Genomic DNA, 24230 nt, shown 5'->3' with positions numbered 1-24230 from the left:
TAGTTTAACCCTTTGTGACCATTTGTTGTATTTCGTGTGCCCGGTTCGAGAGCAAATCGCCCTAGTCGAGGGATCGGTGTGTCGAGCCCAAGGCTTCTTGGCCTCGCCGCCGTCTGCTAAGGCTTGGCCCGTTAAGAGCAGGAATCCCCTTGTCTGGCCTCCTTCTGATCCCGCTGCTGGCGGGTTCCCTCCTTGGCGCCTCTGATCGCACGTGGGGCCCTGCCATCCCCTGCCTTGGGATGGCGGGGGCGTCCTGTCGCGGAGCAACGGTCGTTGCCGTCGCCGCCCCTGCGTCCTCCTCCGTCTGGAAATTCACCCGGACGCAAGGGACCAAGGACGGCGAGAGCTTCGCCGCGATCATGAAGACGGCGGACACCACCCAGTCCGACCCGGACTTCGCTGGGCTGATCGTTCGGTGTGCACCGAAGGGCAAGATCGACGTGCTGGTGGCCTTGATCCGGCCCTTCCCGCCCCGGAGCCACCCCAAGGTGACCATCGCCGCGAGCGGCGGCGGCACGCTGACGTTCGACGCCAGCATGGCGGCCGCGGGTGCAGCCGTGCTCCTGCCCGACGAGGTCTCCGCCTTTGCCGCCGGCAAGTGGCAGACGACGCCCTCGCTGTCCGTGGTCGTGAAGGAGGGCGACAGCGAGATCAAGGGTATGGTAGCGCTGAACGGGCTGCGGGAAGCCTACAATTCACTGCTGGCAAATTGCAGCCTATAGGCCAAATTTAGCCATACAACTTAAGGGTCTTTTTAGGGAGGGGAACCTAGGGTCCGAAGCACGGAGAGTGTTTCGGATGACCGCGTTTTTGATTTTCAGCTTTTTGGTAGGTGCCGTGCTGGGCCAACGCTTTCGCGTATTCGTGCTCCTGCCGGTCACATTTGCACTGGTGCTCACCATGCTGCCAGTTAGCATGATGACCAGCCTTGGCTTCCTTGAAGGCATGAAGGCTGCGGTGTTCGCCGCGATCGCCCTCCAGGGCGGTTACCTCTTCGGTTCGGGGGCGCGCTTTGCCCTTGCCGCCGCACGCGCCACCCGCATCTTCGGTCGACCGGTCAAGGCCACCCGCTGATCGTGACGCAGGCCTCTGTTTGAAAACGCGCCGCCCGCTTGTATGGTGACCTGACCGTTTCAGGATTCCCTTCGAGCGCCGTTTGTCCCTCGCTTATTTTGCCCTCATCGTCTCCATCGTTTCCGCTTCCGCTCTCGAAATCGCCGGCGCCACGTTCGGTGCGCAGCTCGGGACGATGGCCGCAGCGCTAAGCCTGCTGGCGGCCGCCTTGAGCACGCGAAAGGCCGACTACGAGCACTATGTTCGCGCGACCTCCTGGGGCCGCTGGATCCTGATTGCCATTCCGCTGTGCATCGCGGCCCAGCTCGCCCCGCTTCCGCTGAGGTGGGCGCATCCGATCTGGGCCAGCGCCCACGACGTCCTCGGAGGTCTGTCGCTCGGGCCGATCACCGCCGACATCGGCTTGACGGTGAACGCGCTGCTGCTGGCGCTTGCCGCGATCTCGTTGCTCGGCGTCGCCATCCTGGTGGTCCGCAACCGCGGCCGTGCCGAGCTGGTTCTGTTCGTGCTGAGCGGAGTAACCGCGGTCTCCGCCTTGATGTTGGACCTGCATCGGCTCTCGCCGGCGCTTGCTGCAAGCGTACCCCATGACCTCACGACGACCTTGGCCGGCCTCGGCCTCATGCTCAATCTGGCGGTCATGCAGCTTGCAGCTGAACGGGCCGAAACCCATCACTCGGTCCTCCGCTCGGTCGCGATCGGCCTTTGCGGTCTTGTCGGGGCGGTGGTCAGCGCCGCCGCGATCTTTGGGTTTTCCGGAACGAACGGCGCGATCGCAGCGGCGTTTGGGGTCGTGGTGATCCTGCTGATCCTCGTCATCCGCAGACTTGACCTGTCGCCATTGGCCGCGGGCGCATTGTCGGTGGCAGCACTGATCGGCGCGGCGATCGTGCTGACCTTCCTGTTCGAGAAGAGCTCCGGACCGATCCTCCTGCGGCTCGTTCCGGAGACGGGGACCGAGACGAAGGCCGCCCTCGATCGCATGTTGGCCGATACACGCTGGTTCGGTGCCGGCGCCGGGACCTTTGCTGCGGTGGGCAGGATCTATCAGAGCGATGCCGGTGCCGTTTTATCCGCGCCCTCGGCGGCGACTTCCGTGTTTGCAGGGATGGGATGGATCGGCTTGGTCGCCATGATCGCGGTGAGCCTGATCGCTTTGGTCCGCCTGTTCTTGGGCGCTCTGCAGCGCGGACGCGACTCGTTCTTTCCGGCGGCAGCCGCCGCCTGTGTTCTGTTTGCGCTGGTCCAGAGCTTTGCGGGTCCCGGATTGCTGCGTCCGGCAGCAATCCTGTGTCTTTCGGTGATCGTGGGATTGGGGCTGTCGCAAAGCGTCAGCCAATCCGGATCACGATAGAGCGCGGTTGATCAGACCGCGCGATCGCCGAGCGAGGCCCAGTAGTTCGGATTCTTGGGCGACTGGATGCGGACCCAGCGATAGGACTTCTTCGACCAGGGCATGATGTGGCCGGAGAGATTGTCCAGCACGAGATCGCCAGAGAAGGTCCGCACCACGACCACGAGATGATGCTCGCCCCAGGTGGTCACGACTTCGCTGAGCAGCACCGAGCGCGCCGGAAAGCCCTTGGCGATCAAATCGTGGCGTTTTGTCACAGCGTAGTCGTTGCAATCGCCGCTCGCCGGATGCAGCAACCACTTCTCGCCGCGCAGCCCTTCCAGGTTGGGCTCGGGACGGATCGCGGTATTGACCCGCTGGTTGACCTCTTGCATCTGCGCCATGCGCTCGGCCGTCAGCTTCAGCCGTCCGCCCCGGAAGACGATCTGCTGCGGCCGCGGCTTGCACTCGTCCTTGTACTTCAGGCAAAAGATGGTGAACGCCATCGGTGCCAGCGTCGGCTGATCGAACTTGATGTAGTGGATGGCACCCCGCAGCCCCATGGGCGCGCCGACAAAGGCGGCTTCCGCGCTCTGCTGCGCCCCCGCAGCAACGACGATAGCGGCCACGGCCGCCAGGAACTTTACAACTTTGCGCATGTCGCGCCCCCCGTTCTTGTTGGGGAGACGCTACGCGAGACGTCTTGAAATACGGCTCAAAGGCCGCGCGATGCTTTAATCAAAATGCGGGCGCGTTGGTCAGGGACAATTAAGAATACCGATGCGTGACTTGTTCTGCTAAGAGCGGTCACGACGTTCCGCTCGTGACGCTGGATACGATTCGACCGACCTGATGGGCCTTTCCTCGCGCTTTCGCAAGAAGACCAAGCCTCGGCTTCCCGACGGCGTTCGCGTCTATGCGATCGGCGACGTGCATGGCCGCGCCGATTTGCTTCAATCGCTGTTAACCGTCATCGACGTCGATCTTGCCCGCTCGGCCCCCGAACGCGCCATTCAGGTCTTTCTCGGTGACTATGTCGACCGCGGCCCGGACTCGCGCGCCGTCCTCGATCTCTTGATCGAACGCTCGAAATCGCACGAGACGGTTTGTCTGAAGGGCAACCACGAGGTCTTCCTGCTCGAGGTGCTCAAGGACCCCGCCCGCCTGCAGGAGTGGCGCCACTATGGCGGCCTGCTGACGCTGGTCTCCTACGGCATCACGCCGACCATGAATCCGTCCGCGGAGCAGCAGGTCGAGCTGATCGAGGGATTGAGACGCGCGCTGCCGCCGGAGCACTTGGCCTTCCTCCAGCAATTGCCCTCGTCCTTCACCTGCGGCGACTTCTTTTTCGTCCATGCCGGCGTCAAGCCGGGCATCCCGCTCGATCGCCAGAAGGATGAGGACCTGCTCTGGATCCGCGAGGAATTCCTGGCCTCCGAGGAGCGCTTCGGCAAATACATCGTTCACGGCCATACGCCGGTCAGCGCGCCCGATATCCGCCCGAACCGCATCAACATCGACACCGGCGCATACGCGACCGGAAACTTGACGCTGCTCACGATCCAAGGCGATAGTCTGCTCGCAATTTGAGAGCTCAGGACGAATCTCGGTCCCGTCGCTGGCTCGCCGCAATAGCCTCGTCAATTCCTCCATGACCCGCATCAACCTGCTTCGCGTCATCGGCATCTGCACCGCGACCGTGCTGGCGCTTCACGCCGGCATGGCGTTCTACGGCGATCTCGTACGACCGAGCTTTCGCGCCGGCGACTTGTTCTCGGGCGAGATTCCGCCCGATAAGGCCAGGCTGGCGGCCGCTGGCGGCCTGGCATCTTTCTCATGGGATGGCGATCTGCTGGCGAATTATGCGGCGGCGATGGCCGCTGACATTCTTCACCGTCCGTCGATCGACGCAGGCGGAAGGGCCAGCGAGAACAAGACGGTCCAGGCCGCGGTCGTGGCCGCCTTGAAAGTCTCACCGATCCGGCCCGCGCTGTGGCTCACGCTCGGCACGCTACAGGCCCAGGCCGGCGAGGCGGTCACGCCGGCGGTGAAGATGTCCTATTTGACCGGGTCGGTGCCGATCGACGTTGCCTTCTCTCGCGTCCAGACCGTGACCTCGAGCGCCGCTGCAGCCGACGAAGAAATCAAGCTGCTGGCGCAATCCGACATCCGGTCGGCGCTGGCCAATCGTTCGCGTTACGAGCCTCTGCTGATCGCGGCCTATGTGCAGGCAACGCCGCAAGGCAAGTCGCTGCTGCTCGAGACGACGAAAGTGACCGATCCCAAATTCAACGAGATCTTGCGGCGGTACTAACTCAGCGCACCGATTTCGGATTGACCGGCACAAAGTCCTGATCGCGGCGCGGTTGGTCGGATCGCCCCTGGTAGACGAACATGCCTTTCTTGGTCGCGACGATGTCGCCTCGCTGCAGGCTGTCGTCGCGGAGGAGACGTTCGGTCGCGACAAGGTCCGGATCTTCCGGAATCGGCTTGTAGGGCTCCGGATGCTCCCGCCGCTCGCGCGCAACCTCCTTGGCGCGGCGCCGTGCGTCCTCGATCCGCTGCCGCCATTCGTCGCGCGAAATTTCCGGCTCGCTTGGTGGAAGATAGTCACTGACGGACGGCTCCGGCTCGGTCTGAGCGAGGCAGGGAAGCGGACAGGCATAGAGGGCCAATCCGAAAGCGGCGGCCACGGTCGCCTTAACCGGCGCGCGCCCCGATATCCAGCGATCTGATACGGACCTGCGGCGAGTGGATCGCACTCCGACGACTCCCAAGTGGGCCGAGCAGCAGCGAGGCCGCCGCAACTTCAGCTTATGCGGTTGCCAATTGCAACATTTTAAGAGCGCGGGGCCGTCCCCTCAAAAAAATACGAAAAACAACCCCATGCACAGTAGCCGGCACCAGCCAAATCAATGGGTTACGACTTTCCCGAAATTCGATTTGATCCGTCGGGCAAAACAGGGGTAGGATGACATGATTAGGGAAAGGTCGACCGGATGATTGGTGTACCTGAGATCCGCGTCGTATGATCGGTCTTGAGGGCAAACAGCTCCGTTCTAAGACCGCATTAGGTCATTGCTGCTAAGTTTCGGCATCCGCTCGTGGAGTTACCGAGGATGCGTGCAAGACCGGTATTGCTGTTAGGTGTTGCCGTTGCGGCGTCCGCCATGCCTGGGTTCGTGGCTCACGCCAGTCCTCTCTGCATCAAGGAACGGACCCCGTTCGCCTTGTCGCACGATACGGTGAAATGGACGATGTCGATCGCCCCTGGAGCCGACTGCATCCAGGGACTGCGTTGGTCGTACATGCAGATCTTCAAGGTATCGGTCGTGAGCGGGCCATCACGGGGACAATTGGCGGTGGTCGGGTCCGGCTTCCGCTATTCGGCAGAAAACGAGGCGCGCGGCTCCGACAAGTTCACGCTGCTGATCTCGGGCAAGAACCGTCACGCTGCAGGGACATCGACCCTGGAGGTCGAGGTCAATCCGCAATAATTCGGCCTGCAATCTTGGTGTTCAGCGCGACTAAAGCATGATGATGAGATGAGGCTTGATCGCTGCAACGACGGAGGTGCGCTCCCTCTCCCGCTTGCGGGAGAGGGTTGGGGAGAGGGTGCTTCCGCAATGGGACAATCCCCAAGAGGAGAAAGCCCTCACCCGGCGCTTCGCGCCGACCTCTCCCGCAAGCGGGAGAGGTGAACGAGCGGCAATCGATTCACCCTGAGGCCATTCCGCTCTAATAGCGACGGCTCGACCCGCTGCCCCGCGTTGTGTTCCCGCGATAGGGCCGGGCCCGTCCGTAAGTCGTCACGGGAGGTTCGATCCGGCTCGGAATATTCGGCGTCGCGTTGGGGGGCGCGGGCTGCGACGGGTTGACGATGATCACGTTACGATTGGGCGACGAGGGGTCATTGACGCCCTGGGCCCAGGCGCTGGCAGCAGACACGACAAGCGCGAGTGTGATCAAGACTAATCGTTTCATGCGAGATCTCCCGAGTAAGAACGTCAGGGAGGCGACCACCGTTCCTTCACGGCGGCATCACGGTTCGTTGCGTGACCCCACCGAGGCACGGGTGACCTCAGCGAGGCACCGCGATCAGCTTGCCATCCCTCCAGACGCCTTGGGCCGCCCGTCCGGCCGGAAGGCTCCCCGTAGTCACATTCCGGACAGCGGTGGGCCGCGAGGCAGCCTGGGTGGTCTGCTTCTTCTTATCGGATGTCGTCACGATGCTGGAGCTGGTGGTGTTGGCCTGATCCTTGGTCCCTTGCGCAGAAGCAGACTGAACCAGAAAGGCCGAGAACATGATTGCTGTCAAAATGCCGCGCATGGTCGAACACCGGAAAGAGGAGCTGGGCGAAATGTCACAGGTTTCTGACCAAAAGCAAGCTCTTCGAGACGATCGCGCAGGACCTTTGCAGGTCGGCCCCATCGGAGCAGTCCGCCGTTTGGCCAACAGGATTCGGGTGAAAAAGCCTAGCGAAACAGCACTATCCGGGCTAGTTGATCGGCCTTGATGACGGAGCCCGGCGACACAGCAGCCAACGCCTCGACGGCGCAAGAGATCAAGGCCGGACTTGTCCGCCTGCTGACAGAGCGGATCCGCGAAATCTCCGACGACCCCGGGCAGATGCGGGATGTCGTGTACGAGTTGGCGCGTATCAAGCTTCTGGAACAATTCACCCACGCCGATGCGCGGGAAGCGCGAGCGCTCCAGCAAGTCCTCGAACGCGCCATTGGGGAGGTCGAGCAGTCCTTTGAACGAAGCGGAACATCCTCACCGCCAAAGGCTGCCGCAGCCTCCGCGGCGAATTCTCCGGCGGTCAACGTCCCTGTTCCTCCGCCCATTCCGACGGCTGCCGAGGCGCCGCGCCATCCTGCCACACCGCCGAGATCGCTCGACCAACCCAAACGGAGCGGCGCCTTCAATTCTCTCGTTCGACTGACCGCCATCCTCCTGGTCATGGCGGGCGCCAGTACCGCGGTCGTCTATTGGCCACGGCTGAAGACACAACTGGCCGCATTGTCGCAGGTGGCGCCGCCGTCCGAGCGTGCGCCGAAGAGTCCGGAGCCTCAACCAACCGCGATCCCGACTCCCTCGGTGGGCGAGACCGTCGAACGAACGCCTGACAGCTCAAAGGAGCCGGGGCCAGCTGCGCACCCCTCGATGCCATTGCCGACGACGTTCGGCGTCTACGCCTTGAGCGAGGGTCAGCTCCATGAGCTCAAGCCGGTACCTGGAAAAATCCCGGACCGGCGCGTCGCGATCTCCGCCGCCATCAACACGCCGAGCGTGACCACATTGCCGGACGGCGATATCAAATTCATCGTCTTCAGGCCCGACGGGGGTGTCGATGCAAGCGGGACCGAAGTTCGGGTGGTCGCGAAAGTCTCCCGTGCCATGGGCGTCGATGCCACCGGGAAAGCCTCCATGGTCAGCGCCGGCGATTCCTGGGTCATCCGCAGCATGTCCTACCCCTACAAGGTAGGTCCGATCGAAGACCAGTCGAGGATGCTATTGCTCCAGCCGGAGCAAGACGGCTTTACGCTCGCGCCCGGCCGCTACATCGTCGTCGTCAAGGGCATGGGCTACGACTTCACCGTGGCTGGAACGATCACCGATCCCAATCAATGCGTCGAACGCATCAATGCGGCCAACGGCGCGTTCTACTCGCCCTGCCCGCCGCCCCGACGCTAGCGCAGCCTCCCCGTTTCCTATTTGGCCGGCTTGTTGTCCTTTGGCGCGTCCGCCGGCATGTCGTCGACCTTGCCGTTGTTGGCGACACATTTCTGGAAGTATTCGCGCTGATCCTTGCCCGTTCCCTTGGCGCTCCCGGCCGCGGGATTGCCGATTTGTCTGGGCGGAAAGGCCTTGGCCACCGCCGCGTCGCATGCGCGCGCCACCTCGACGGTGATGGCCGAGGCCGTCGCCGGCGCCGCCAGGATCAAGACACATGCCAATCCAACCAATGTCCGCAAATTCTTGACCGGCACCTCTTCGCTCCTTCAAATCCGGGACTTCTTACCGGAAGCATATCAAAAAGGATGGAAGCGCCCAACGGCAAAGCGGTGCTGGATTGTCACGTGGCCTGCCCTGTGTGCCGCAGAGCGCGCAGCAAGATCCCCGCTACTAGCTGTTGAGCTGCGGCGGCTTGAAATCCGGGAAACGCGTGAGCATTGCGGTCTTGACGAACTTCAAGTGGGCAATGGTGCTGGCCAGTTCCTTGAGCCGTCGCTGGCCGTTCGAGATGTCGGCCGCGAAGAGATCCTGATGATAATTATCGAGCGCTTCCCGCTCGAGATATTCATCGGTGCCGTTTCCGAAGGTGACGGACGCACGCGCAAGCGCATCGTCAACACGCCGGTTGAGCCCGGCCTGCTCCCTCTCCGCCTCCTGCAACGCTGTTTCGATCGCCGCCACGACGGCACCGATCCGCACGCGGTCGGTCTCCGCATCGCGCTCGACGGAGCGGGCTTTGAAGCCTTTGTCCTCGCGGCGGGAGCCGAGAAGATTGTGTGCGCGCGCTCTCAGGAACAGCTGAAACATCTGGGCCATCCCACATTCGAGATCCAGGCGGCTACCATCGGTCAGACATAGTTAACAAAGCCTAAATCCTGCGCCCGTCCTGCCTGGTTTTGTGCGATCCACGTCCGCCAGGCTCCTTCGTGCTTGGAATAGAGCTCGACCCAGCGAGTTTCGTGCGTGGCAGCAGTTCCTTCGCTCACGCAGATCTCGGATGCGAATTGCACTGTCTCGTTCGGCGCAAGATCGAGCGCCTCGAACTCTGCCGTCTCTTCCGGAGACAGGCCGATCAGAACACGATGCCCCTGGGCGTCGACGAAATATCTGCGGGGCGCGTTGTGCCTTGGATCAGTCATTCGAATGGCCCTCGTTCAGGATCCAGGGGCCCGGAAGATCCTTCGGCCGCCGATCAAAGGTACGAACAAATGCGATCAAAATGAGGACGAAAGTCGCGCCCAGCAACGCAATCAAATACGCCATTCACGCCCACCTATGCGAGCCGCGAAAAATATCGAGGCGGCTAAACTCTCGCCATGAACTGATACGTTTAGGTTGCCTTTTAGGTTGCCTTGCCGAAGCTCTCAAGGAGCGCACCATGTTAACCTAACTGCACATGGTTATCCGACCGACCGCAAGCCAAGATCTGCTCCAGCTCAACATCGCGCCCATGGTTCTGCCACTACGATGGATGCTCGCTTTGCCTGGCTCCCGTCGATGCCGGCGTGTAGGGCGCATAAAGACGATATCGCGCCGATCGCTTGCGCGAGCGCCACGCCCGCACACCATAGCCACAGCAAAAGCCAGCTGCAAAAATCGAAATCAAAACCAGAACTGCAAACATTTGGAATGTTCCCAATTTTCGGAACGCTCCTCCCGGTCCATTTCAACGTGATGCTGCGACGACTTCAAGATCATCGGCGCTGAAACTTTTGTCAGACGAACATGAAGTTTGTGCAACGTGTTGCCCGATGTTTGGTCGTCGCGAAAGCCAAGTCCCCAGAGGATGACGAAATCTCTCATTGTTCGAGAGCGATATCCAGCCGGCGATGTTAACCCCCGTTCACTTCGGCGAGCAGGCTCAAACGAAGCGGCTGAACGCGCCGTGGCCGGGCCGAGCTGCGATCTGCACGATATGCTTCCGACATGTTTTCGAACGCATGGCGGCTTCGCGACGACACGGCGGACGAGACATCCGTGGTTATACGGAGCGCCCTGCACCAACTTCGTCCCGGTAAGGTTGAGAGGTTAGCTTAATCCGCGTTGTTTGTTGCGAAGTCTCAGCGATTGCTTATCCATCTCTCGCACCGGGCTCCCCCAAGCCCGGCCCCACCCAAGCAAAGCCGTCGAGCGAACATGGGTCCGCTGGGCGGCTTTGTCGTTGTGTCGACGAGAGGAACATTTCGGTTATGGCGCGCAGGCCCTGGTCGTTCAAAGAGGACCGCCGGCTCATGGAGTTGGCCAAGTCTTCAGCCTCGCTGGAACAAGCGGCGAAAGCTCTCGGGCGCTCGCCTGATGCGATCAAGCGCATGGCGTTGCGCCTTGGTCTTTCGTTGAAGTCGAAGGCGGCGAAGAAAACCTGACTGCAAAAACGGCAACGCTCGCCGCATGCAGGCGGCGAGCATTGATTGAGCGTCCCGTCCGGTGATCTAGCCTGCTCAACTAGTTGTGCGACTTCTTCTGGGAGCCCATCCCCGGGCTGGTGCCGTAATTCGGCGTCCCCGTTCCCTTGAACGCGCCACCCATGCTGTCCGACCCGGAATTCGTGCCTGTGCCGCTGCGGGTCGCGGAAGTGGGCTGCGTGCCCGATGGCGTGTCTTTGGTCCCCTGCGCCGAGGCCACAGAGGTCCCGACAGCCAATGCCAGGAGGAGGAGGCTTAACGTCCTGATCATACTGCTCAACTTTCCATGCTCGTTTCTATCCCCGGGCCGCCGGACCATTGGTCAGGCCATCGCTCGGGCAGGCCTTCCGGGCCGGTCTCCGTTAAAGCCTATCTTGGCCCCCGCTGGCTAGGATCAATCTCCAAGCCTTGCCTAAAGCCTTGCTCGAAGCCTCGCCTGATTTCGCCTGAACCGGATCAGACTGTTGCGACCAAACTTCCGCTTGCGAGGGCCAGAATTATTTCATTGCGTCGCCCTGCCTCCCGCCGGATTCGATGAGCTCGTCGAGTCGCGCCGCGTGAGGCAGTCAGACGCGGCGGTCTCCGGCGACACGGCTTTGGCGGCCTGACCGTCGGGAAGAAGTTCTACTCTCCTGAGCCGCCCGAACGTATCACCTTGACGACAGGCTCGTGCGAGCAAGGCCTTCGACGACAACAGGGCCTTTAACGATATTTTCGGCTTTCGATCCTGACCGGCGACCAACCTTGTATGTTGGCGCCATGCGCAGGAACCACCTCATTGCAGCCGCGAGCATCTGTCTTGCGCTGATCGTCTATGCCACCCTGGCGAAGCTGTCGGGAAGACCCGCGCTCATGGGGCATCACGAGGCCTATTGGGTCGTCGTGATTGAGCGCTTCAGCGCCTATGGGCTGCTCGGCTTCCTGCTTTCCTTCCTGCTGCCCGGACGGCTCGGTTTGGCTTGCTCTCTCGTCATAGCCGTCGCCATGGGGCTGGAGTTCATGCAAGCCTTCATACCCGACCGCGATCCGGGCTTCCTCGACGTTTTACAGAAGGCGGCGGGGGGCACCGTGGGCGTCATGCTCGCCCAGATGATCTTGGCGTTCCTGCCCAGACCACCGTCCTGAAACGGCCAGCATCTCTTCGGCGAGATGCCGCGCCGGCTCAAGCCACCCCACGCCTGTTGTGGAGTTCGGAGGGAGCCAGGAGCTCGGCCATCCGCCGATGGGTGTTGTGCAGCGCTTCAATGGCGCAATCGAGATCGAGATCCGCTTCACGAACCGATGCAAAGAATTTGGCCGTCAGCGCCAGATCGAGTTTGACGCGCGTCGCGCCGTCGCGGCTCTTCCGACGATCGAGCGACAAATGGATGGCACGCTCCCGGGCCTCCGTTGCACCGCAGCCGCAAAGCGCGCCGAGCTCGTCGTATGTCATCCAGATTTGAGGCATGTTCTTCCACCACGCTAGATCGGCCGAAGACTAGCCCTCGCTTCTAAAGGCAGAGTTGCTGCAGCGCGAATTCGAGACAACAACGTCAATGCAATGCTAATCGTGGCACCAGAGCATGATCCGGAAAAGTGTGAAGCGGTTTTCCGAAGAGATCATGCTCAAACAAAGATCTCATCGCGCCTCAGGCGCGAGCGCGGGCGGACGCGGATTGTTGTCGTTCCGGCTTTACTTGGGTGAGCCAGCCGGGAACGGATGCCGCGGCCGGGAACGGCCGTCGGGCTTCTTGGGCAGCTTGTCGGCATTGAGCTTCACGACCGCGCACCGGGCGTCGGCAGCCGGCGCGTCCTCCTGGCTGTAGATCAGCGTCGCCTCGAACCTCACCTCGGGCGCTTCGCGAGCCGTGCCCGAACAGGTCGCCATCGCACCGCTATACACGCCGGAGAGTTCGACCTCGACTTCGTCGAGCCCGAACACCGTCGGCGGACCGTCGGCATGTCGCCGTGTGGTCAGAACGGCCGTGAAACGCTGCTCGTCATCGAACTGGTAGGAGCCGCCATAGGTGAAGAAGCTGTCACTGCCCGAGATCCGACCCTGGGCCAGATGCACGATACCGGTGCCTTGCGCTTGTGCGGTTCTGAACCACGCCGCGTATTTGCCCTCTTTCAGCATGGAAGCATCCACCCATGAATTCCATGCGTATTTGCAACGAACAGTGAGGCGCGACAATGATCGCCGCGGCGAGCGTTCCGCCACGGTTAACGCCCTGCAAAGTCAATCCGTCAAATTTCTGCGGGCGCACGAGGCGACGCCCGCAGCGACATCAAAACAATTCTATGCCGTCGTCCGCGGTCTCGACTGCCTCGACCCGGCGCGTGGCGGCAGCCGACGTCAGCCCGAGCGTTTGCAGGAATTCCCGGTGGACGTCGCGCTCGCGCTCCATCGTGTAGCGCGCAAACAGCTCGTCGAGCATCGCTTCGTCCTGCGCTTGCGGCCGCGGCTTCTGCGCACCCGCGCTCGCGGTCTCGAGCCGCGCCGCGACCGCAGGCAATGCCGTCGAGCCTTCGCCGAGCGTGGTCATCAGGCCTTGCGCCGAATTCATGAGTCCCTCGAATTCCGCACCTTCGTCGACGAGCCGGCTCATCAGCTTGCCGAGCCGTTCATTGCCGGCCTCGACCTCGCGCAGCGCCTGGAGAATCTGCGGTTCGAGCTTGGCGAGCTGCGTCGGATCGCCCTGCACGCGGAGCTCCTTCAGTTTCCCGGCCGAGCGCTCGATGCCGTCGAGCACGGGCCTCAGACGCCCCGCCCCCGCCGAGACCTGGTCGGCGGTGGCCTTGAGCTCGTTGGCGATGACGACGAAAGCGCTGCCGCGGCTGCCGAGATGGCTTGCCTTGAGGCCCGCATTCATTCCGATCAGCGTGATGTCGACTGTCGCCTCGGCCAGCCCGGCGATCGCCTGGCGGAATTTCGTCAGCGTGTCCTCGACGATCGCGAGCGCCTCGTCCACCGAGCGGCCGGCGCCCTCGCAGCTCGCAATCATGGTCGAGGCGTGCGCCAGCGTCTGCTTGATGCGCGCCAGGAACGATGACGAGCCGTCGTTCTCACCGCCGAACAGGGTGCGGCCGTGGCCGACGACACTGCCCGCTTCGCGCAGGATGGCGGTCAGCGCAGCAACGATCTGCCCGATGTCGCCGCCGAATTCGCGCTGGGCATCTCTGAGCTGGGCCGCCTGCAATTGGCAAATCGTGCGCGCGCCGTCGTCGCTCGCGACAGGCTCGGGAACGAGGCTCGGGGCGGGTCCCGAGGCGAGCGTGAGGCCGTGCGAGACATGCTCGAGACGCTGACGCGTGCTGTCACCGGCCTGCAGGGAGATGATCGCGCTGCCCACCGCCTCGGCGATCTTCCTGGTGCTGGAACTCGCGAGATCGGCGAGATGGCTGCCGTTGCTGCGCTGATCGTGCAATCCGGAATAGGCGGAGCCGAGCTCGACGCTCTCCGCCGCCAGTTGATTGCGGTAGCGGCTCTCGAACTCCTTCTGCCGGCCGAATGCGGTGGCGACCGCCTCGGACAGGCGCTGCTGATCCCGCGCGCAGCCCTCGATCGCGCCCTGCACGGCCTTGCCGAGATCGTAGGCCTCCTGCGTGAAGGCGAGAAAGCCCCCGCGGTCGCCGTCGAGCGAGGCCGCCTCGATCCGCGCGCTGCGGGCGATGATGGTGATCATCTGGATGTGCTTGAACAGCGGCTTGAGCAGAGCAGATGCCTCCGCCGTGCTCTTGCCGATCGTCTCAAGCAGGGCGGTCTCGGCCGGCAGCGCCTGCGCGAGGTCGCCGAGCCGCGCGGCGATCTCCTGGAGCGCGGTCGCGGCCCCCTCGATCTCCGCACCTGAGAGTTCCGAGGAGAGCGTTGCAAGGCCCTGGTTCAGCTCCTTGAAGATGAGATGCCCGCGTCCGAGCTCGTGGCCGACGCGCGCGAACACGTCCTCGATGCGCGAGGAGACGTCCTCGATCCCTGCGATGGCCTCGGTGAGCGCATTGGCCGGAATGAGCGCCATTGCCATCAACCTGCCACCGCTGGATGCCCGGCCTGATACCAGAGCATGATCTCGCGCGGGATGTGGTGCAGCGACACGACCTTCTCGACGCCGCCATGGGCGATGGCTTCCCTGGGCATGCCGAACACCACGCAGCTCTCTTCATCCTGCGCCCGCGTCGCGGCGCCGAGCTTCTTCATCTCCAGCATTCCGCGCGCGCCGTCATCGCCCATGCCGGTCATGATCACGCCGAGCGCGTTGGCGCCGGCATGCTGGGCAGCCGAGCGAAACAACACGTCGACCGAGGGGCGATGCCGCGACACCGGCGGCCCATCCTTGATCGCGATCTGGTAGCGCAGGCCGATGCGCTGGAGCAGCATGTGACGGGCGCCGGGCGCGATATAGGCGCAGCCCGGCAGCACCGGCTCACCGTCCTCGGCCTCCTTGACCCTGATCTGGCAGATGCCGTCGAGCCGCCTGGCAAAAGCGGCGGTAAAGCCCGCCGGCATGTGCTGGACGATGACAAGCGGCGGACAGTGGGCCGGCAGCATCTCCAGCACGTCGTTGAGCGCTTCGGTGCCGCCCGTCGACGAGCCGATGCACACGATGCGCTCCGTGGTCGGCCGCACCCTGCCCTGCACCGGCGGCGGGATGATGGCGTCGGCGGTCAGCTTCTTCTCGACGGCGCGACGCTCCGCACGCGGGCGCACCCGGGCGCGGGCGGCCGACTTCACGGCCTCACGCAACCGCGTGGAGCATTCGAGCAGCGCCTGCCGCGTGTCGATCTTCGGCTTCGGCACGATGTCGACCGCGCCCGCCTCGAACGCCTCGAACATCACGTTCGAGCCCTCCTCGGTCAGCGAGGAGCAGATGATCACCGGAATCGGATGCTGCGCCATGATCTTGCGCAGGAAGGTCATGCCGTCCATGCGCGGCATTTCGAGATCGAGAATGATGACATTGGGCAACTCCTTCTCGAGCCGCTTGGCCGCCACGAACGGATCGGACGCGGTCGCCATCACCTCGATATCAGGGTCTTCACTCAAGATCGTCAGCAGGATTTGGCGCACCGACGCCGAATCGTCCACGATCAGCACGCGAACTTTCTCCCTCGGCATTCTGGTTGCGCTCCGGCTAGACCTGGAAGATGGTTGGCTGAACCTGCTTCAGCCCGGGCACGGCACTGTGAATCATCGATTCCGAATGCCCGACCAGCAGATAGCCGCCCGGACGCAGATGGCTGCACAATTGCTCGACCACCTTGCGCTGGGTCTCGCGCTCGAAATAGATCAGGACGTTGCGGCAGAAGATGATATCGACGTCGCGATCGACGGGATAGGACTTGTCCATGAGGTTCATCCTCATGAAGTGTGTCATGCGCCGTAACTCGGGTACGATCCGCACCTCGCCGCGCGACTTGTCCCGCGATGACGAGAAATATCGCTTTATGAATTGCTCCGGCACCGGGGCGAGCACGTCGCGGCTGTAGATCGCCGTCCTGGCAAGGCGCAGCACCGCGGTCGAGATGTCGGTCCCGAGGATGCGGTACTGGAAGCGCGAGCCGCTCCGCATCATGTCGTCCAGCACCATCGCGGTGGTGTAGGCCTCCATGCCGGTGGAGCTCGCCGAGCTCCAGATCTTCAGGTTCGCGTTCTTGCGTCCATGTGCTTTCAGCAGGGCGGGAATCGCAACTTCGCGCATGAAAGTGAAGTGCTGCGGCTCGCGGAAGAAGTCGGTCTTGTTGGTCGTCACCACATCGATGAGATGCGTCAGCTCGGTGTCGAAATGATCCGCCTCGAACAGGTTCTCGACATATTCATTGAGGCCGGAGAAGCTCAGCGCGCGCACGCGCTTGTGCAGCCGCCCCTCCAGCATCAGCCGCTTGCCCCGCGGCAGCTTGATGCCGACCTGGCTCTCGATCAATTCGGCGATGGCCCGGAAGTGGCGCTCGGACAGATGCACGGCCGTGTCCTGTATGGCGGGCATCATGGACGACGGCCCGCGTCCGGGATGGCCGCCTGCACTGAATGTCGGGCCATCCTGGCCATCCTGAATCCCACGCGTTCACGTCACCGCTGAAAGCGGACCGGTCCACACCGAACGAGCCGGTCCGCAGGAGCCCCCGCGGGTCCTAGCGCTGGAAATCGGCGTCCCGGTCGTCCTCGCCGTCGTTCATGTCGAAGGCGAAACCGCCGCCGCCGGCGACCTTTGCGGCGCGCACCGGCTTGGCCTGCGGCTTCTTGACCGGACGCTCGGCCGCCGCCATGGAGGCCACCTTGGCGCGCAGCTGGTTGACCGCCCGGTCGATCGGCGCGGCCGCCTGGCTCTTTGCGCCCTGCTGGATGCGGAAATAGGCGATGGTGGACTGCAGCTGCTCGGCCTGCGAGGCGAGCTCCTCCGAGGTCGAGGACACCTGCTCGGATGCGCTGGCGTTCTGCTGGCCGACCTTGTCGAGCTGCTGGATCGCCTGGTTGATCTGGGCCGAGCCCACGTCCTGCTCGCGGCAGGCCGCGGTGATCTCCTCGACGAGCTCGGCCGTCTTCTTGATATCAGGAACCAGCTTGGCGAGCATCGCGCCGGCCTCCTGCGCCACCTTGACGGTGTCGGTCGAGAGCGTGCCGATCTCGGCCGCGGCCGCCTGGCTGCGCTCGGCGAGCTTGCGCACCTCGGAAGCGACCACCGCAAAGCCCTTGCCGTGCTCGCCGGCGCGCGCGGCTTCGACCGCCGCGTTGAGCGCGAGCAGGTCGGTCTGGCGCGCGATCTCCTGCACGATCGTGATCTTCTCGGCGATGGTCTGCATCGCGTTGACGGCGCGGCCGACCGCGGCCCCACTTGCCTCCGCGTCCTTGGCGGACTGCGCCGCGATCTTCTCGGTCTGGCTGGCGTTGTCCGCATTCTGCTTCACGTTCGAGGCCATCTCCTCCATCGAGGAGGAAGCTTCCTCGGCGGACGAAGCCTGCTCGGTCGCGCCCTGCGACAGCTGCTCGGCGCTGGCGGAGAGCTCCTGGCTGCCGGCGGAGACGTTCTGCGCCGCGGTCAGGGCTTCCGACACGATTTGGCGAAGCTTCTCGACCATGCGTTCGAGCGCGAGGCCGAGCGTGTCCTTGTCCGACAGCGGCTTGGCTTCGACCGTGAGATTGCCTTGTGCGATCTCGTTGGCGACGGCAGCGGTCGCGTTGAGATTGGCGGTCATCGCGTTCAGAGATTTGACCAGATCGCCGATCTCGTCGTTGCTGGAAGCATCGATCTTGTGGCTGAGATCGCCGATCGCGACGGCATCCGCCAGATCGACGGCCTTGGCGAGGGACCGGCTGATGTTGATCGATATCCAGGTTGCGCCGATTGCCGCAACGATGAGTGAGACGACGATCAGGACGATGAGAATCAGCTGCGCGCGATGACTCTCCTCGCTGGACTGCGCGGCCTGCTCGGCCATCTGTCGCTTGGAGTTCGCAACATAAGCTCCCATCGCCTCCGTGGCATCCGCGACCACCTTGCGCCCGTCACCCATCGAGCGTTCCGTAGCCTTCGCCTTGTCCGTCTTTGCCAGCCTGATGGTCTCGTCCTGATAGGCGTTCATCCTGGCGTAAACGCTCGCAAAGTTGTCGAGCAGCTTCTTGCCGCCCTCGCTGGCGAGTGCGCGGACCTCGTCCCTGATCTTGGTTGCCTCCTCGCGGAGCTTGGCGGACTGCGCGGCGAATTCATCGACTTCGCCTGGCGTTCCGAGAATTGCGTTCTTTTCCGCCCTGAGCTGCTGCCAGATGATCTTCTCGACCTCGGCGGCCTTCTCCATCCGCTTGGCGCGAAGCACCATGGACTCCGCGGTTGCCGCCATGTCGGACAACTTCGTGTAGCTTACGACGCCTGCTATGACGAAAAGAAGAATGACGACGCCGAAGGCGCTGGCGAGCTTGGCTTTGACGGTGAATCTCATGTCAGTCTCGTTGGTTCGAATTGGGGTGCTTACGCGTGACCACGCTTCACTCTTGCAAACTCAGGCGGCGCGAGGCGCGTCTGCGCCGGCATCGCGCCCTTCCGGGATCTTGTCGTTCGCCATCAGCTTGGCGAGGTCGAATATGACGACGAACTTCTCGCCCTTACGGCCGATGCCGGCGGCGTAATCGGATTGCCATTTGCCGCCGACCTCGGGGATGGGCTCGATCGCCTGCTCGTCGATGTCGGTGACCTCGAAGACGCAATCGGCGACGAAGCCGACGCCGACCAGGCGGTCCTTCATCGGCACGTCGAGGATGATGATGCGGGTGGCTTCGGTGGCCGGCACGCTCGGCAGGCCGAGCTTGGTCCGGAGGTCGACGATCGGATAGCCGCTGCCGCGCACGTCGATCATGCCGAGCAGGAAGCTCGGGGCGTGCGGAAGCCGCGAGATCGGCCGCATGTCGAGGATCTCACGGACATTGCGGATGCTGATGCCGAACGTCTCGCCGGCGAGCCCGAGCGTCAGATATTGCGAGGTTGCGGCCATGATGCAGTCCAAGGATCCGGAGGTTGGCGAATGAATGCGGTCCGGCATGAGAGCCGGACCGGCTGATCAGCGCTGGAACTCGGCGTCGCGGTCGTCTTCGCCGTCATGCATGTCGAAGGCGAAGCCACCGCCGCCGGCGACTTTCACCGCACGTGCCGGCTTGCGGACCGGGGCCGGCTTCTTCGCGCCGCGATCGACGGCCGCCATGTGCGCAGCCTTCATGTGCGCAGCCTTCATGTCCGCAGCCTTGGCCCGGAGTTGGCCGACGGCGCGGTCGATCGGCTCGGCCGCGGCATTCTCCTTGCGCGTCGCTTGCTCGATCCGGAAGAACGAGATGGTGGACTGGAGCTGCTCGGCTTGCGAAGCGAGCTCCTCCGAGGTCGAGGACACCTGCTCGGAGGCGCTGGCGTTTTGCTGGCCGACCTTGTCGAGCTGCTGGATCGCCTGGTTGATCTGGGCCGAGCCGACGTCCTGCTCGCGGCAGGCCGCGGTGATCTCCTGCACCAGCTCCGCGGTCTTCTTGATGTCGGGCACGAGCTTGGACAGCATCTGCCCCGCCTCTTGCGCGACCTTGACGCTCTCGGTCGAGAGCGTGCCGATATCCGCTGCCGCCGCCTGGCTGCGCTCGGCGAGCTTGCGCACCTCGGAGGCGACCACTGCAAAACCCTTGCCGTGCTCGCCGGCGCGCGCGGCCTCGACCGCCGCGTTGAGCGCGAGCAGATCGGTCTGGCGTGCGATCTCCTGCACGATGGTGATCTTTTCCGCGATCGTCTGCATCGCTTCCACAGCGCGGCCGACCGCGCCGCCGCTGGCTTCGGCGTCCTTGGCCGATTGCGTCGCGATCTTCTCCGTCTGGTTGGCGTTGTCGGCGTTCTGCTTTACGTTGGAAGCCATCTCCTCCATCGAGGACGACGCCTCTTCTGCCGACGAGGCCTGCTCGGTCGCACCCTGCGAGAGCTGCTCGGCGCTGGCCGAAAGCTCCTGACTGCCCGCCGAGACGTTCTGGACCGCGGTGAGAGCTTCGGAGACGATCTGCCGGAGTTTATCGACCATCGCGTTGAGCGATTTGACGAGGTCACCGATCTCGTCGTTGCTGGCGTCGGAAATTGTCTGGCTGAGATCACCGTCGGCCACCGCACCAGCAAGGCTGGCTGCGCGTCCAAGCGATCGGCTGATCGAGATCGAGATCCAGAGCGCAGCCCCGATCGCGACGGCAAGCGAGGCGCCGATCAGGGTCATCAGCAGGAACTGAGCCTGGTGTCCCTGCTCCTTCGATTGGACGGCCTGCTCTGCCATCTGCTTCTTCGTGTTCGCAACATAGGCGCCCATGGACTCGAGCGCCTCTGAATAGATCTTAAGCCCCTCATTCATGGAGCGCTCGGTCGCTTTGGCCTTGTCGCTCTTCGCCAGCCTGAAAGTGTCTTCCTGGAAGGCATTCATCCTGGCATATGCTTTCGCAAAATTTTCGAGCAGCTTCCTGCCGGCCTCGCTTGCCAGGGCGTAGACTTCCTCCCTTGTCTTCGCCGCCGCCTCGCGAATGTTCGCCGCCTCGGCGCCAAACCGGTCGGTCTCGCCCTCCAGTGCCAGAATGGCGTTCTTTTCCGCTCGAATCTGCAGCAGGATGTCCTTCTCGATTTGCGTTGCCTTCTCCATCCGCGCGGCGCGCAGGACCATGCTGTCAGCGGTGGCCATCATGTCGCCGAGCTTCATGTAGGCGACCCCGCCCGCGACCATGGAGAGCATGATGATCACGCCGAACGCACTGGCAAGCTTTGCCTTGACGGTAAATCTCATTTCCAGCCCCTACCCCGGTCTCGCCCGAGACCTCATTTCAATTCAGGATGCGTTCCATGTTCGGAACGATGACGAACTCTTCACGCCACTTCGCAATGAAGCGAATGAACTCCGGCTTCCAGTGCATGCCGACGCGCGGCGTCTGCTGCACGTCTGCCTGCGATATCTCCGTGACCTCGTAGACCTTGTCGGCGGTGACGCCGACCAGAACGGGCTCCCCGTCGATCTCGAGCTCGATGACGACGATGCGCGTGTCGGCCGAGTTGTCGAGCTGCGGCATGCCGAAGCGAATCCGCAGGTCGGCGAGCGGAATGACGTTACCGCGCACGTTGATCACGCTGGGAACGAAGGCGCGCGCGCCTGCCACCTTGGTGACGGGGACGGGATCTATGATCTCGCGCACGAGACCGGCGTCGAGTGCAAATTTCTCCTCGCCGAGGCCGATCATCACGACCTGCATTGCGCCGGACTGGTGCTCGCCCGCCAAATTCCCGTTCATCACGCCGCCTCGTTGATATGCTGCTTCTCGACCTTCGACTGCGCCAGCGAGACCAACTGCGCGACGTCGAGGATCAGCGCCGCCGTGCCGTCACCGAGGATCGTCGCGCCGGAGAAGATGGTGACGTCGGAGTGAAGCTTGGACAGCGACTTGATCACGGTCTGGTGGTTGCCGATGATCTGGTCGGCGACGAGGCCGACGCGGGTCTCTCCGGTCGAGATGATGATCGTCTTCTGATGCCGGTCGGGCGCGCCGGACGCGGCCATGAGCTCGCGCAGGCGCAGGAACGGCACGAGGTTGCCGCGCACGTTGAGGAAGTTGCGGCCGCGCGAACGCTCGTCCTCGGCCGTCAGCTCGACGCATTCCTCCACCGCCGGCAGCGGAATGATGTAGCGGCCTTCGCCGACGCGGATCAGCAGGCCTTCGATGATCGCGAGCGTGAGCGGCAGGCGCAGCGTCACGGTGGTGCCCTGGCCGGACCTGGTCGACAGGTCGATCGAGCCGCGCATGTTCTCGATGGTGCGCTTGACCACGTCCATGCCGACGCCGCGGCCCGACAGTGCCGAGATCGTCTGCGCGGTCGAGAAGCCCGGGTGGAACAGGAACTGGTGGATCTCGTGATCGCTCAGCACGGCGCCGGCCGCGATCAGCCCCTGCTCTTCCGCCTTGGCGCGGATGCGCGCGGTGTTGAGGCCGCCGCCATTGTCCTTCACGGTGACGAGCACCTGCGCGCCGGAATGCACGGCGGCGAGCTCGATGCGGCCCTGCTCGGTCTTGCCGTTGGCAGCGCGCGTGACGGTGTCTTCGATGCCGTGGTCGATGGCGTTGCGGATCAGGTGCACCAGCGGATCGGCCAGGCACTCGATCATGGTCTTGTCGAGCTCGGTATCCTCGCCCGTGGTGACGAAATCGACCGGCTTGGACAGATCACGCGACAGGTCGTGCACGAGGCGGCGGAAGCGGCCGAACAGCGAGCCGATCGGCACCATGCGGGCGCCCATCGTGGTGTCGCGCAAGGAGGAAGCGAGGCGCTCGATCTCCTCGGCGATCATCTTGATCGAGAGATCGGAGCCGGAGGCGGCGAGCTGGCTCAACCGCGCCTGGGCGATGACGAGCTCGCCGACGCGGTCCATCAGTTCGTCGAGGCGCTCGGCCTGGACGCGAACGGTGGCGATGCCGCGCTCTTCACGCTTGGCCTCGGACTTCGGCTCCGGCTTGGCTTCGGATTTCGGCTCAGCCTTCGCGACAGCCTGCTCGGCGACCGGCGCGGCAACGGCCTCCACCATCGGCACAACCATCTCGGCGATGGGCGCCGGCTCCTCGTCGAGGAGCTGGAACAGCGGCGCCGGGGCAGGCGCTTCGACATGCGCGAGCGGCGAGAGCGTCAGCTTCATCTCGTCCTGGACGAACATGAAGACGTCGTCGATCGCGTCCTTGTCGCAGGCCGCGTGCAGCTTGACGTCCCATTTCAGGTAGCAGTCCTCCGGCTCCATCTCGTCGAGGAACGGGATGCCGTCGGTGACAGGCACGACGAAGCAGGGGCCGAGCTTGCAGAGATCTTCGAGCAGGTCGAGCGGATTCGAGCCGTTGCGCAGGATGTGGGAATCGAACTCCAGATACAGGTGCCAGCCGACCTGCTTGCTCTCGGCCGGCGACAGCGGCGGCGTTTCCGCGACCGGAGCGACGGGCTTGTCGGCCGAGACGAAGCGCTTGAGGTCGTCGAGGATGGCTTCGCCGATGATGTCATCGGTCGACTGCGGATCCTCGATCAACGTGCGGATGTAGTCCTTGGCGGCGAGCGCGACCGAGATCAGCTCCTGCGTCGGCTTGATCTCGCCCTTGCGGACGCGGTCGAAGGCGGTCTCGAATTCGTGGGTGAAGGAGGCGACCTTGTCGAAGCCGAACATGGCGCCCGACCCCTTGATCGTGTGCAGGGCGCGGAAGGCGGAATCGACCAGCTCGCGGTCGTCGGGACGCTGGCCGAGATCGAGCAAGGCCCCTTCAAGAACTTCGAAGAGCTCGCTGGCTTCCTGACGAAAGACCTCGGTCGGGTCCATTGCGCTCATGTGCGCACCAGCTTGCCGACCACGGCGAGCAACTGTTCAGGCTTGAAGGGTTTGGTGATCCACCCGGTGGCGCCGGCGCTCTTGGCCTCCTGCTTCACCGTGTCGTTGGATTCGGTGGTCAGGAACACGATGGGCAGGCCGACCGCGCTCGGCAGCTTGCGCAATGCGCGGATCAACTCCAGCCCGTTCATGACGGGCATATTGAGGTCGGTGATGACGAGGTCGAGCTTGCCGGCTTGCGCCTTGGCGAGCCCTTGCGCGCCGTCGCCGGCCTCGATCACCTTGTGACCGGCCGGCTCGAGCACGACCTTGATCATCTGCCGGATGCTGGGGGAATCGTCGACGGTCAGAATCGTGGCCATTAGATGCCATCTTTCTTTTGCGGGAAATGCTGATCGATCAGCGCCTCGCTGGCGAAGCCGGCGCGGCGAAGGGTGTTGCGCAGAGACTGTGAGAAGGAGGTCAGGACCACCGGGCGGCCTTGAGCCTCGCCCGTCTTGGCGGTCGACAGCAGAAGCTGGATCGAAGTCACGTCGGCCTTGTCGACGCTGGAGCAGTCGATCTCGAGCCGTTCCTGGCGGCCGAATGCCTCGCGGATGAGCTCATAGACGTTGCGAATGGCCGCGATGCTGCAATCGGCGGGCAACCGCAACGACCACTTCGGCTCCATGGGATTGAGCGCCATCGCTGCACCCGCCTTTGCTAAATTCCGCTACTCGTTTGACGCGAATCGAGTGAGTAAACTCCTAACGCGAGCATCCGTACAACTACGGGTCACATTCCCCGGTAATTCGCGCAATTGTATGCAAGCGGGTGCAGCCCGCCAGACATTGCATCCGGGACACGCACATCCGCACCCGTGGAG

At 63.6% G+C, this 24230-nt stretch carries 27 protein-coding genes; 9 read left to right on the top strand and 18 right to left on the bottom strand.

Annotated features, from left to right (window positions below; all coding sequences use genetic code 11):
* Window positions 1-359 precede the first annotated feature (359 nt).
* The 3 genes from JQ566_RS08115 (at window position 360) to JQ566_RS08105 (ending at window position 2428) form a co-directional block, all read left to right on the top strand.
* Window positions 360-722, top strand: coding sequence for a hypothetical protein (locus JQ566_RS08115; protein WP_249139327.1), 363 nt, complete (start codon window positions 360-362; stop codon window positions 720-722).
* 76 nt (window positions 723-798) lie between these two features.
* Entirely contained in the window at window positions 799-1074 is a 276-nt protein-coding gene (locus tag JQ566_RS08110) for a hypothetical protein (RefSeq protein WP_212371737.1), read from the top strand.
* Between the two features lie 82 nt (window positions 1075-1156).
* Complete coding sequence (locus tag JQ566_RS08105) at window positions 1157-2428, top strand: hypothetical protein (protein WP_212371736.1); 1272 nt, start codon at window positions 1157-1159, stop codon at window positions 2426-2428.
* Window positions 2429-2439: 11 nt separating this feature from the next.
* On the opposite strand, the gene JQ566_RS08100 is transcribed toward JQ566_RS08105, so the two are convergent.
* Window positions 2440-3066, bottom strand: coding sequence for a transglutaminase-like cysteine peptidase (locus tag JQ566_RS08100; RefSeq protein WP_212371735.1), 627 nt, complete (start codon window positions 3064-3066; stop codon window positions 2440-2442).
* A gap of 193 nt (window positions 3067-3259) precedes the next feature.
* Between JQ566_RS08100 and JQ566_RS08095 the strand changes: the two genes are divergently transcribed.
* Together JQ566_RS08095 and JQ566_RS08090 are read left to right on the top strand one after the other, a co-directional pair.
* Entirely contained in the window at window positions 3260-3997 is a 738-nt protein-coding gene (locus JQ566_RS08095; RefSeq protein ID WP_212371734.1) for a metallophosphoesterase family protein, read from the top strand.
* Between the two features lie 61 nt (window positions 3998-4058).
* Window positions 4059-4721: a hypothetical protein gene (locus tag JQ566_RS08090; RefSeq protein ID WP_212371733.1), complete on the top strand. Its 663-nt coding sequence runs from the start codon at window positions 4059-4061 to the stop codon at window positions 4719-4721.
* Between the two features lies 1 nt (window position 4722).
* On the opposite strand, the gene JQ566_RS08085 is transcribed toward JQ566_RS08090, so the two are convergent.
* Window positions 4723-5100, bottom strand: coding sequence for a hypothetical protein (locus tag JQ566_RS08085; RefSeq protein ID WP_212371732.1), 378 nt, complete (start codon window positions 5098-5100; stop codon window positions 4723-4725).
* 426 nt (window positions 5101-5526) lie between these two features.
* Here JQ566_RS08085 and JQ566_RS08080 point away from each other — a divergent pair, with 426 nt between their 5' ends.
* On the top strand, window positions 5527-5904 hold the full coding sequence (locus JQ566_RS08080) for a hypothetical protein (RefSeq protein WP_212371731.1): 378 nt from the start codon (window positions 5527-5529) through the stop codon (window positions 5902-5904).
* A gap of 584 nt (window positions 5905-6488) precedes the next feature.
* Here the strand turns inward: JQ566_RS08080 and JQ566_RS08075 are convergent.
* A complete protein-coding gene (locus tag JQ566_RS08075) occupies window positions 6489-6737 on the bottom strand; it encodes a hypothetical protein (protein ID WP_212371730.1) in 249 nt (82 codons plus the stop codon).
* A 186-nt stretch (window positions 6738-6923) separates the two neighbouring features.
* On the opposite strand from JQ566_RS08075, the gene JQ566_RS08070 reads away from it, so the two are divergent.
* Window positions 6924-8105, top strand: coding sequence for a hypothetical protein (locus JQ566_RS08070; protein WP_212371729.1), 1182 nt, complete (start codon window positions 6924-6926; stop codon window positions 8103-8105).
* 17 nt (window positions 8106-8122) lie between these two features.
* Here JQ566_RS08070 and JQ566_RS08065 read toward each other — a convergent pair whose 3' ends face one another.
* The 3 genes from JQ566_RS08065 to JQ566_RS08055 form a co-directional block, all read right to left on the bottom strand.
* The gene (locus tag JQ566_RS08065) at window positions 8123-8356 is read right to left on the bottom strand and encodes a hypothetical protein (RefSeq protein WP_249139326.1); all 234 of its coding nucleotides are present in this window, start codon (window positions 8354-8356) and stop codon (window positions 8123-8125) included.
* A 181-nt stretch (window positions 8357-8537) separates the two neighbouring features.
* Entirely contained in the window at window positions 8538-8954 is a 417-nt protein-coding gene (locus tag JQ566_RS08060; RefSeq protein ID WP_212371728.1) for a hypothetical protein, read from the bottom strand.
* Between the two features lie 41 nt (window positions 8955-8995).
* Entirely contained in the window at window positions 8996-9286 is a 291-nt protein-coding gene (locus JQ566_RS08055; protein WP_212371727.1) for a hypothetical protein, read from the bottom strand.
* 1092 nt (window positions 9287-10378) lie between these two features.
* Between JQ566_RS08055 and JQ566_RS34820 the strand changes: the two genes are divergently transcribed.
* Entirely contained in the window at window positions 10379-10510 is a 132-nt protein-coding gene (locus JQ566_RS34820) for a hypothetical protein (RefSeq protein ID WP_283814337.1), read from the top strand.
* 798 nt (window positions 10511-11308) lie between these two features.
* A complete protein-coding gene (locus tag JQ566_RS08050; protein WP_212372123.1) occupies window positions 11309-11674 on the top strand; it encodes a VanZ family protein in 366 nt (121 codons plus the stop codon).
* 37 nt (window positions 11675-11711) lie between these two features.
* On the opposite strand, the gene JQ566_RS08045 is transcribed toward JQ566_RS08050, so the two are convergent.
* The 12 genes from JQ566_RS08045 to JQ566_RS07990 form a co-directional block, all read right to left on the bottom strand.
* A complete protein-coding gene (locus tag JQ566_RS08045) occupies window positions 11712-11996 on the bottom strand; it encodes a hypothetical protein (protein WP_212371726.1) in 285 nt (94 codons plus the stop codon).
* 225 nt (window positions 11997-12221) lie between these two features.
* Entirely contained in the window at window positions 12222-12665 is a 444-nt protein-coding gene (locus JQ566_RS08040; RefSeq protein WP_212371725.1) for a hypothetical protein, read from the bottom strand.
* A 151-nt stretch (window positions 12666-12816) separates the two neighbouring features.
* The gene (locus JQ566_RS08035; RefSeq protein WP_212371724.1) at window positions 12817-14544 is read right to left on the bottom strand and encodes a chemotaxis protein; all 1728 of its coding nucleotides are present in this window, start codon (window positions 14542-14544) and stop codon (window positions 12817-12819) included.
* A 5-nt stretch (window positions 14545-14549) separates the two neighbouring features.
* Window positions 14550-15641, bottom strand: coding sequence for a protein-glutamate methylesterase/protein-glutamine glutaminase (locus JQ566_RS08030; protein ID WP_212371723.1), 1092 nt, complete (start codon window positions 15639-15641; stop codon window positions 14550-14552).
* 16 nt (window positions 15642-15657) lie between these two features.
* A complete protein-coding gene (locus tag JQ566_RS08025) occupies window positions 15658-16512 on the bottom strand; it encodes a CheR family methyltransferase (RefSeq protein WP_212371722.1) in 855 nt (284 codons plus the stop codon).
* A gap of 142 nt (window positions 16513-16654) precedes the next feature.
* Entirely contained in the window at window positions 16655-18457 is a 1803-nt protein-coding gene (locus tag JQ566_RS08020) for a methyl-accepting chemotaxis protein (RefSeq protein WP_212371721.1), read from the bottom strand.
* 60 nt (window positions 18458-18517) lie between these two features.
* Window positions 18518-19006, bottom strand: coding sequence for a chemotaxis protein CheW (locus JQ566_RS08015; protein ID WP_212371720.1), 489 nt, complete (start codon window positions 19004-19006; stop codon window positions 18518-18520).
* 66 nt (window positions 19007-19072) lie between these two features.
* A complete protein-coding gene (locus JQ566_RS08010) occupies window positions 19073-20800 on the bottom strand; it encodes a methyl-accepting chemotaxis protein (protein ID WP_212371719.1) in 1728 nt (575 codons plus the stop codon).
* Window positions 20801-20837: 37 nt separating this feature from the next.
* Window positions 20838-21299 carry a chemotaxis protein CheW gene (locus JQ566_RS08005; protein WP_212371717.1) on the bottom strand — a complete coding sequence of 154 codons (462 nt, stop codon included), beginning with the start codon at window positions 21297-21299 and terminating at the stop codon, window positions 20838-20840.
* Window positions 21299-23365 (bottom strand): chemotaxis protein CheA, encoded by a 2067-nt coding sequence (locus JQ566_RS08000; protein WP_212371715.1) that lies wholly within the window; start codon window positions 23363-23365, stop codon window positions 21299-21301. The genes JQ566_RS08005 and JQ566_RS08000 overlap by 1 nt, the downstream gene beginning before the upstream one ends.
* Entirely contained in the window at window positions 23362-23727 is a 366-nt protein-coding gene (locus tag JQ566_RS07995; protein ID WP_212371713.1) for a response regulator, read from the bottom strand. Before JQ566_RS07995 ends, JQ566_RS08000 begins: the two co-directional genes overlap by 4 nt.
* Window positions 23727-24050 carry an STAS domain-containing protein gene (locus JQ566_RS07990; RefSeq protein WP_100231553.1) on the bottom strand — a complete coding sequence of 108 codons (324 nt, stop codon included), beginning with the start codon at window positions 24048-24050 and terminating at the stop codon, window positions 23727-23729. The genes JQ566_RS07995 and JQ566_RS07990 overlap by 1 nt, the downstream gene beginning before the upstream one ends.
* Window positions 24051-24230 lie beyond the last annotated feature (180 nt).

The sequence above is a fragment of the Bradyrhizobium sp. SZCCT0231 genome (assembly GCF_018130245.1).
GTDB classification, from domain to species: domain Bacteria; phylum Pseudomonadota; class Alphaproteobacteria; order Rhizobiales; family Xanthobacteraceae; genus Bradyrhizobium; species Bradyrhizobium japonicum_F.
This window is presented reverse-complemented; position numbering and strand designations above follow the sequence as displayed.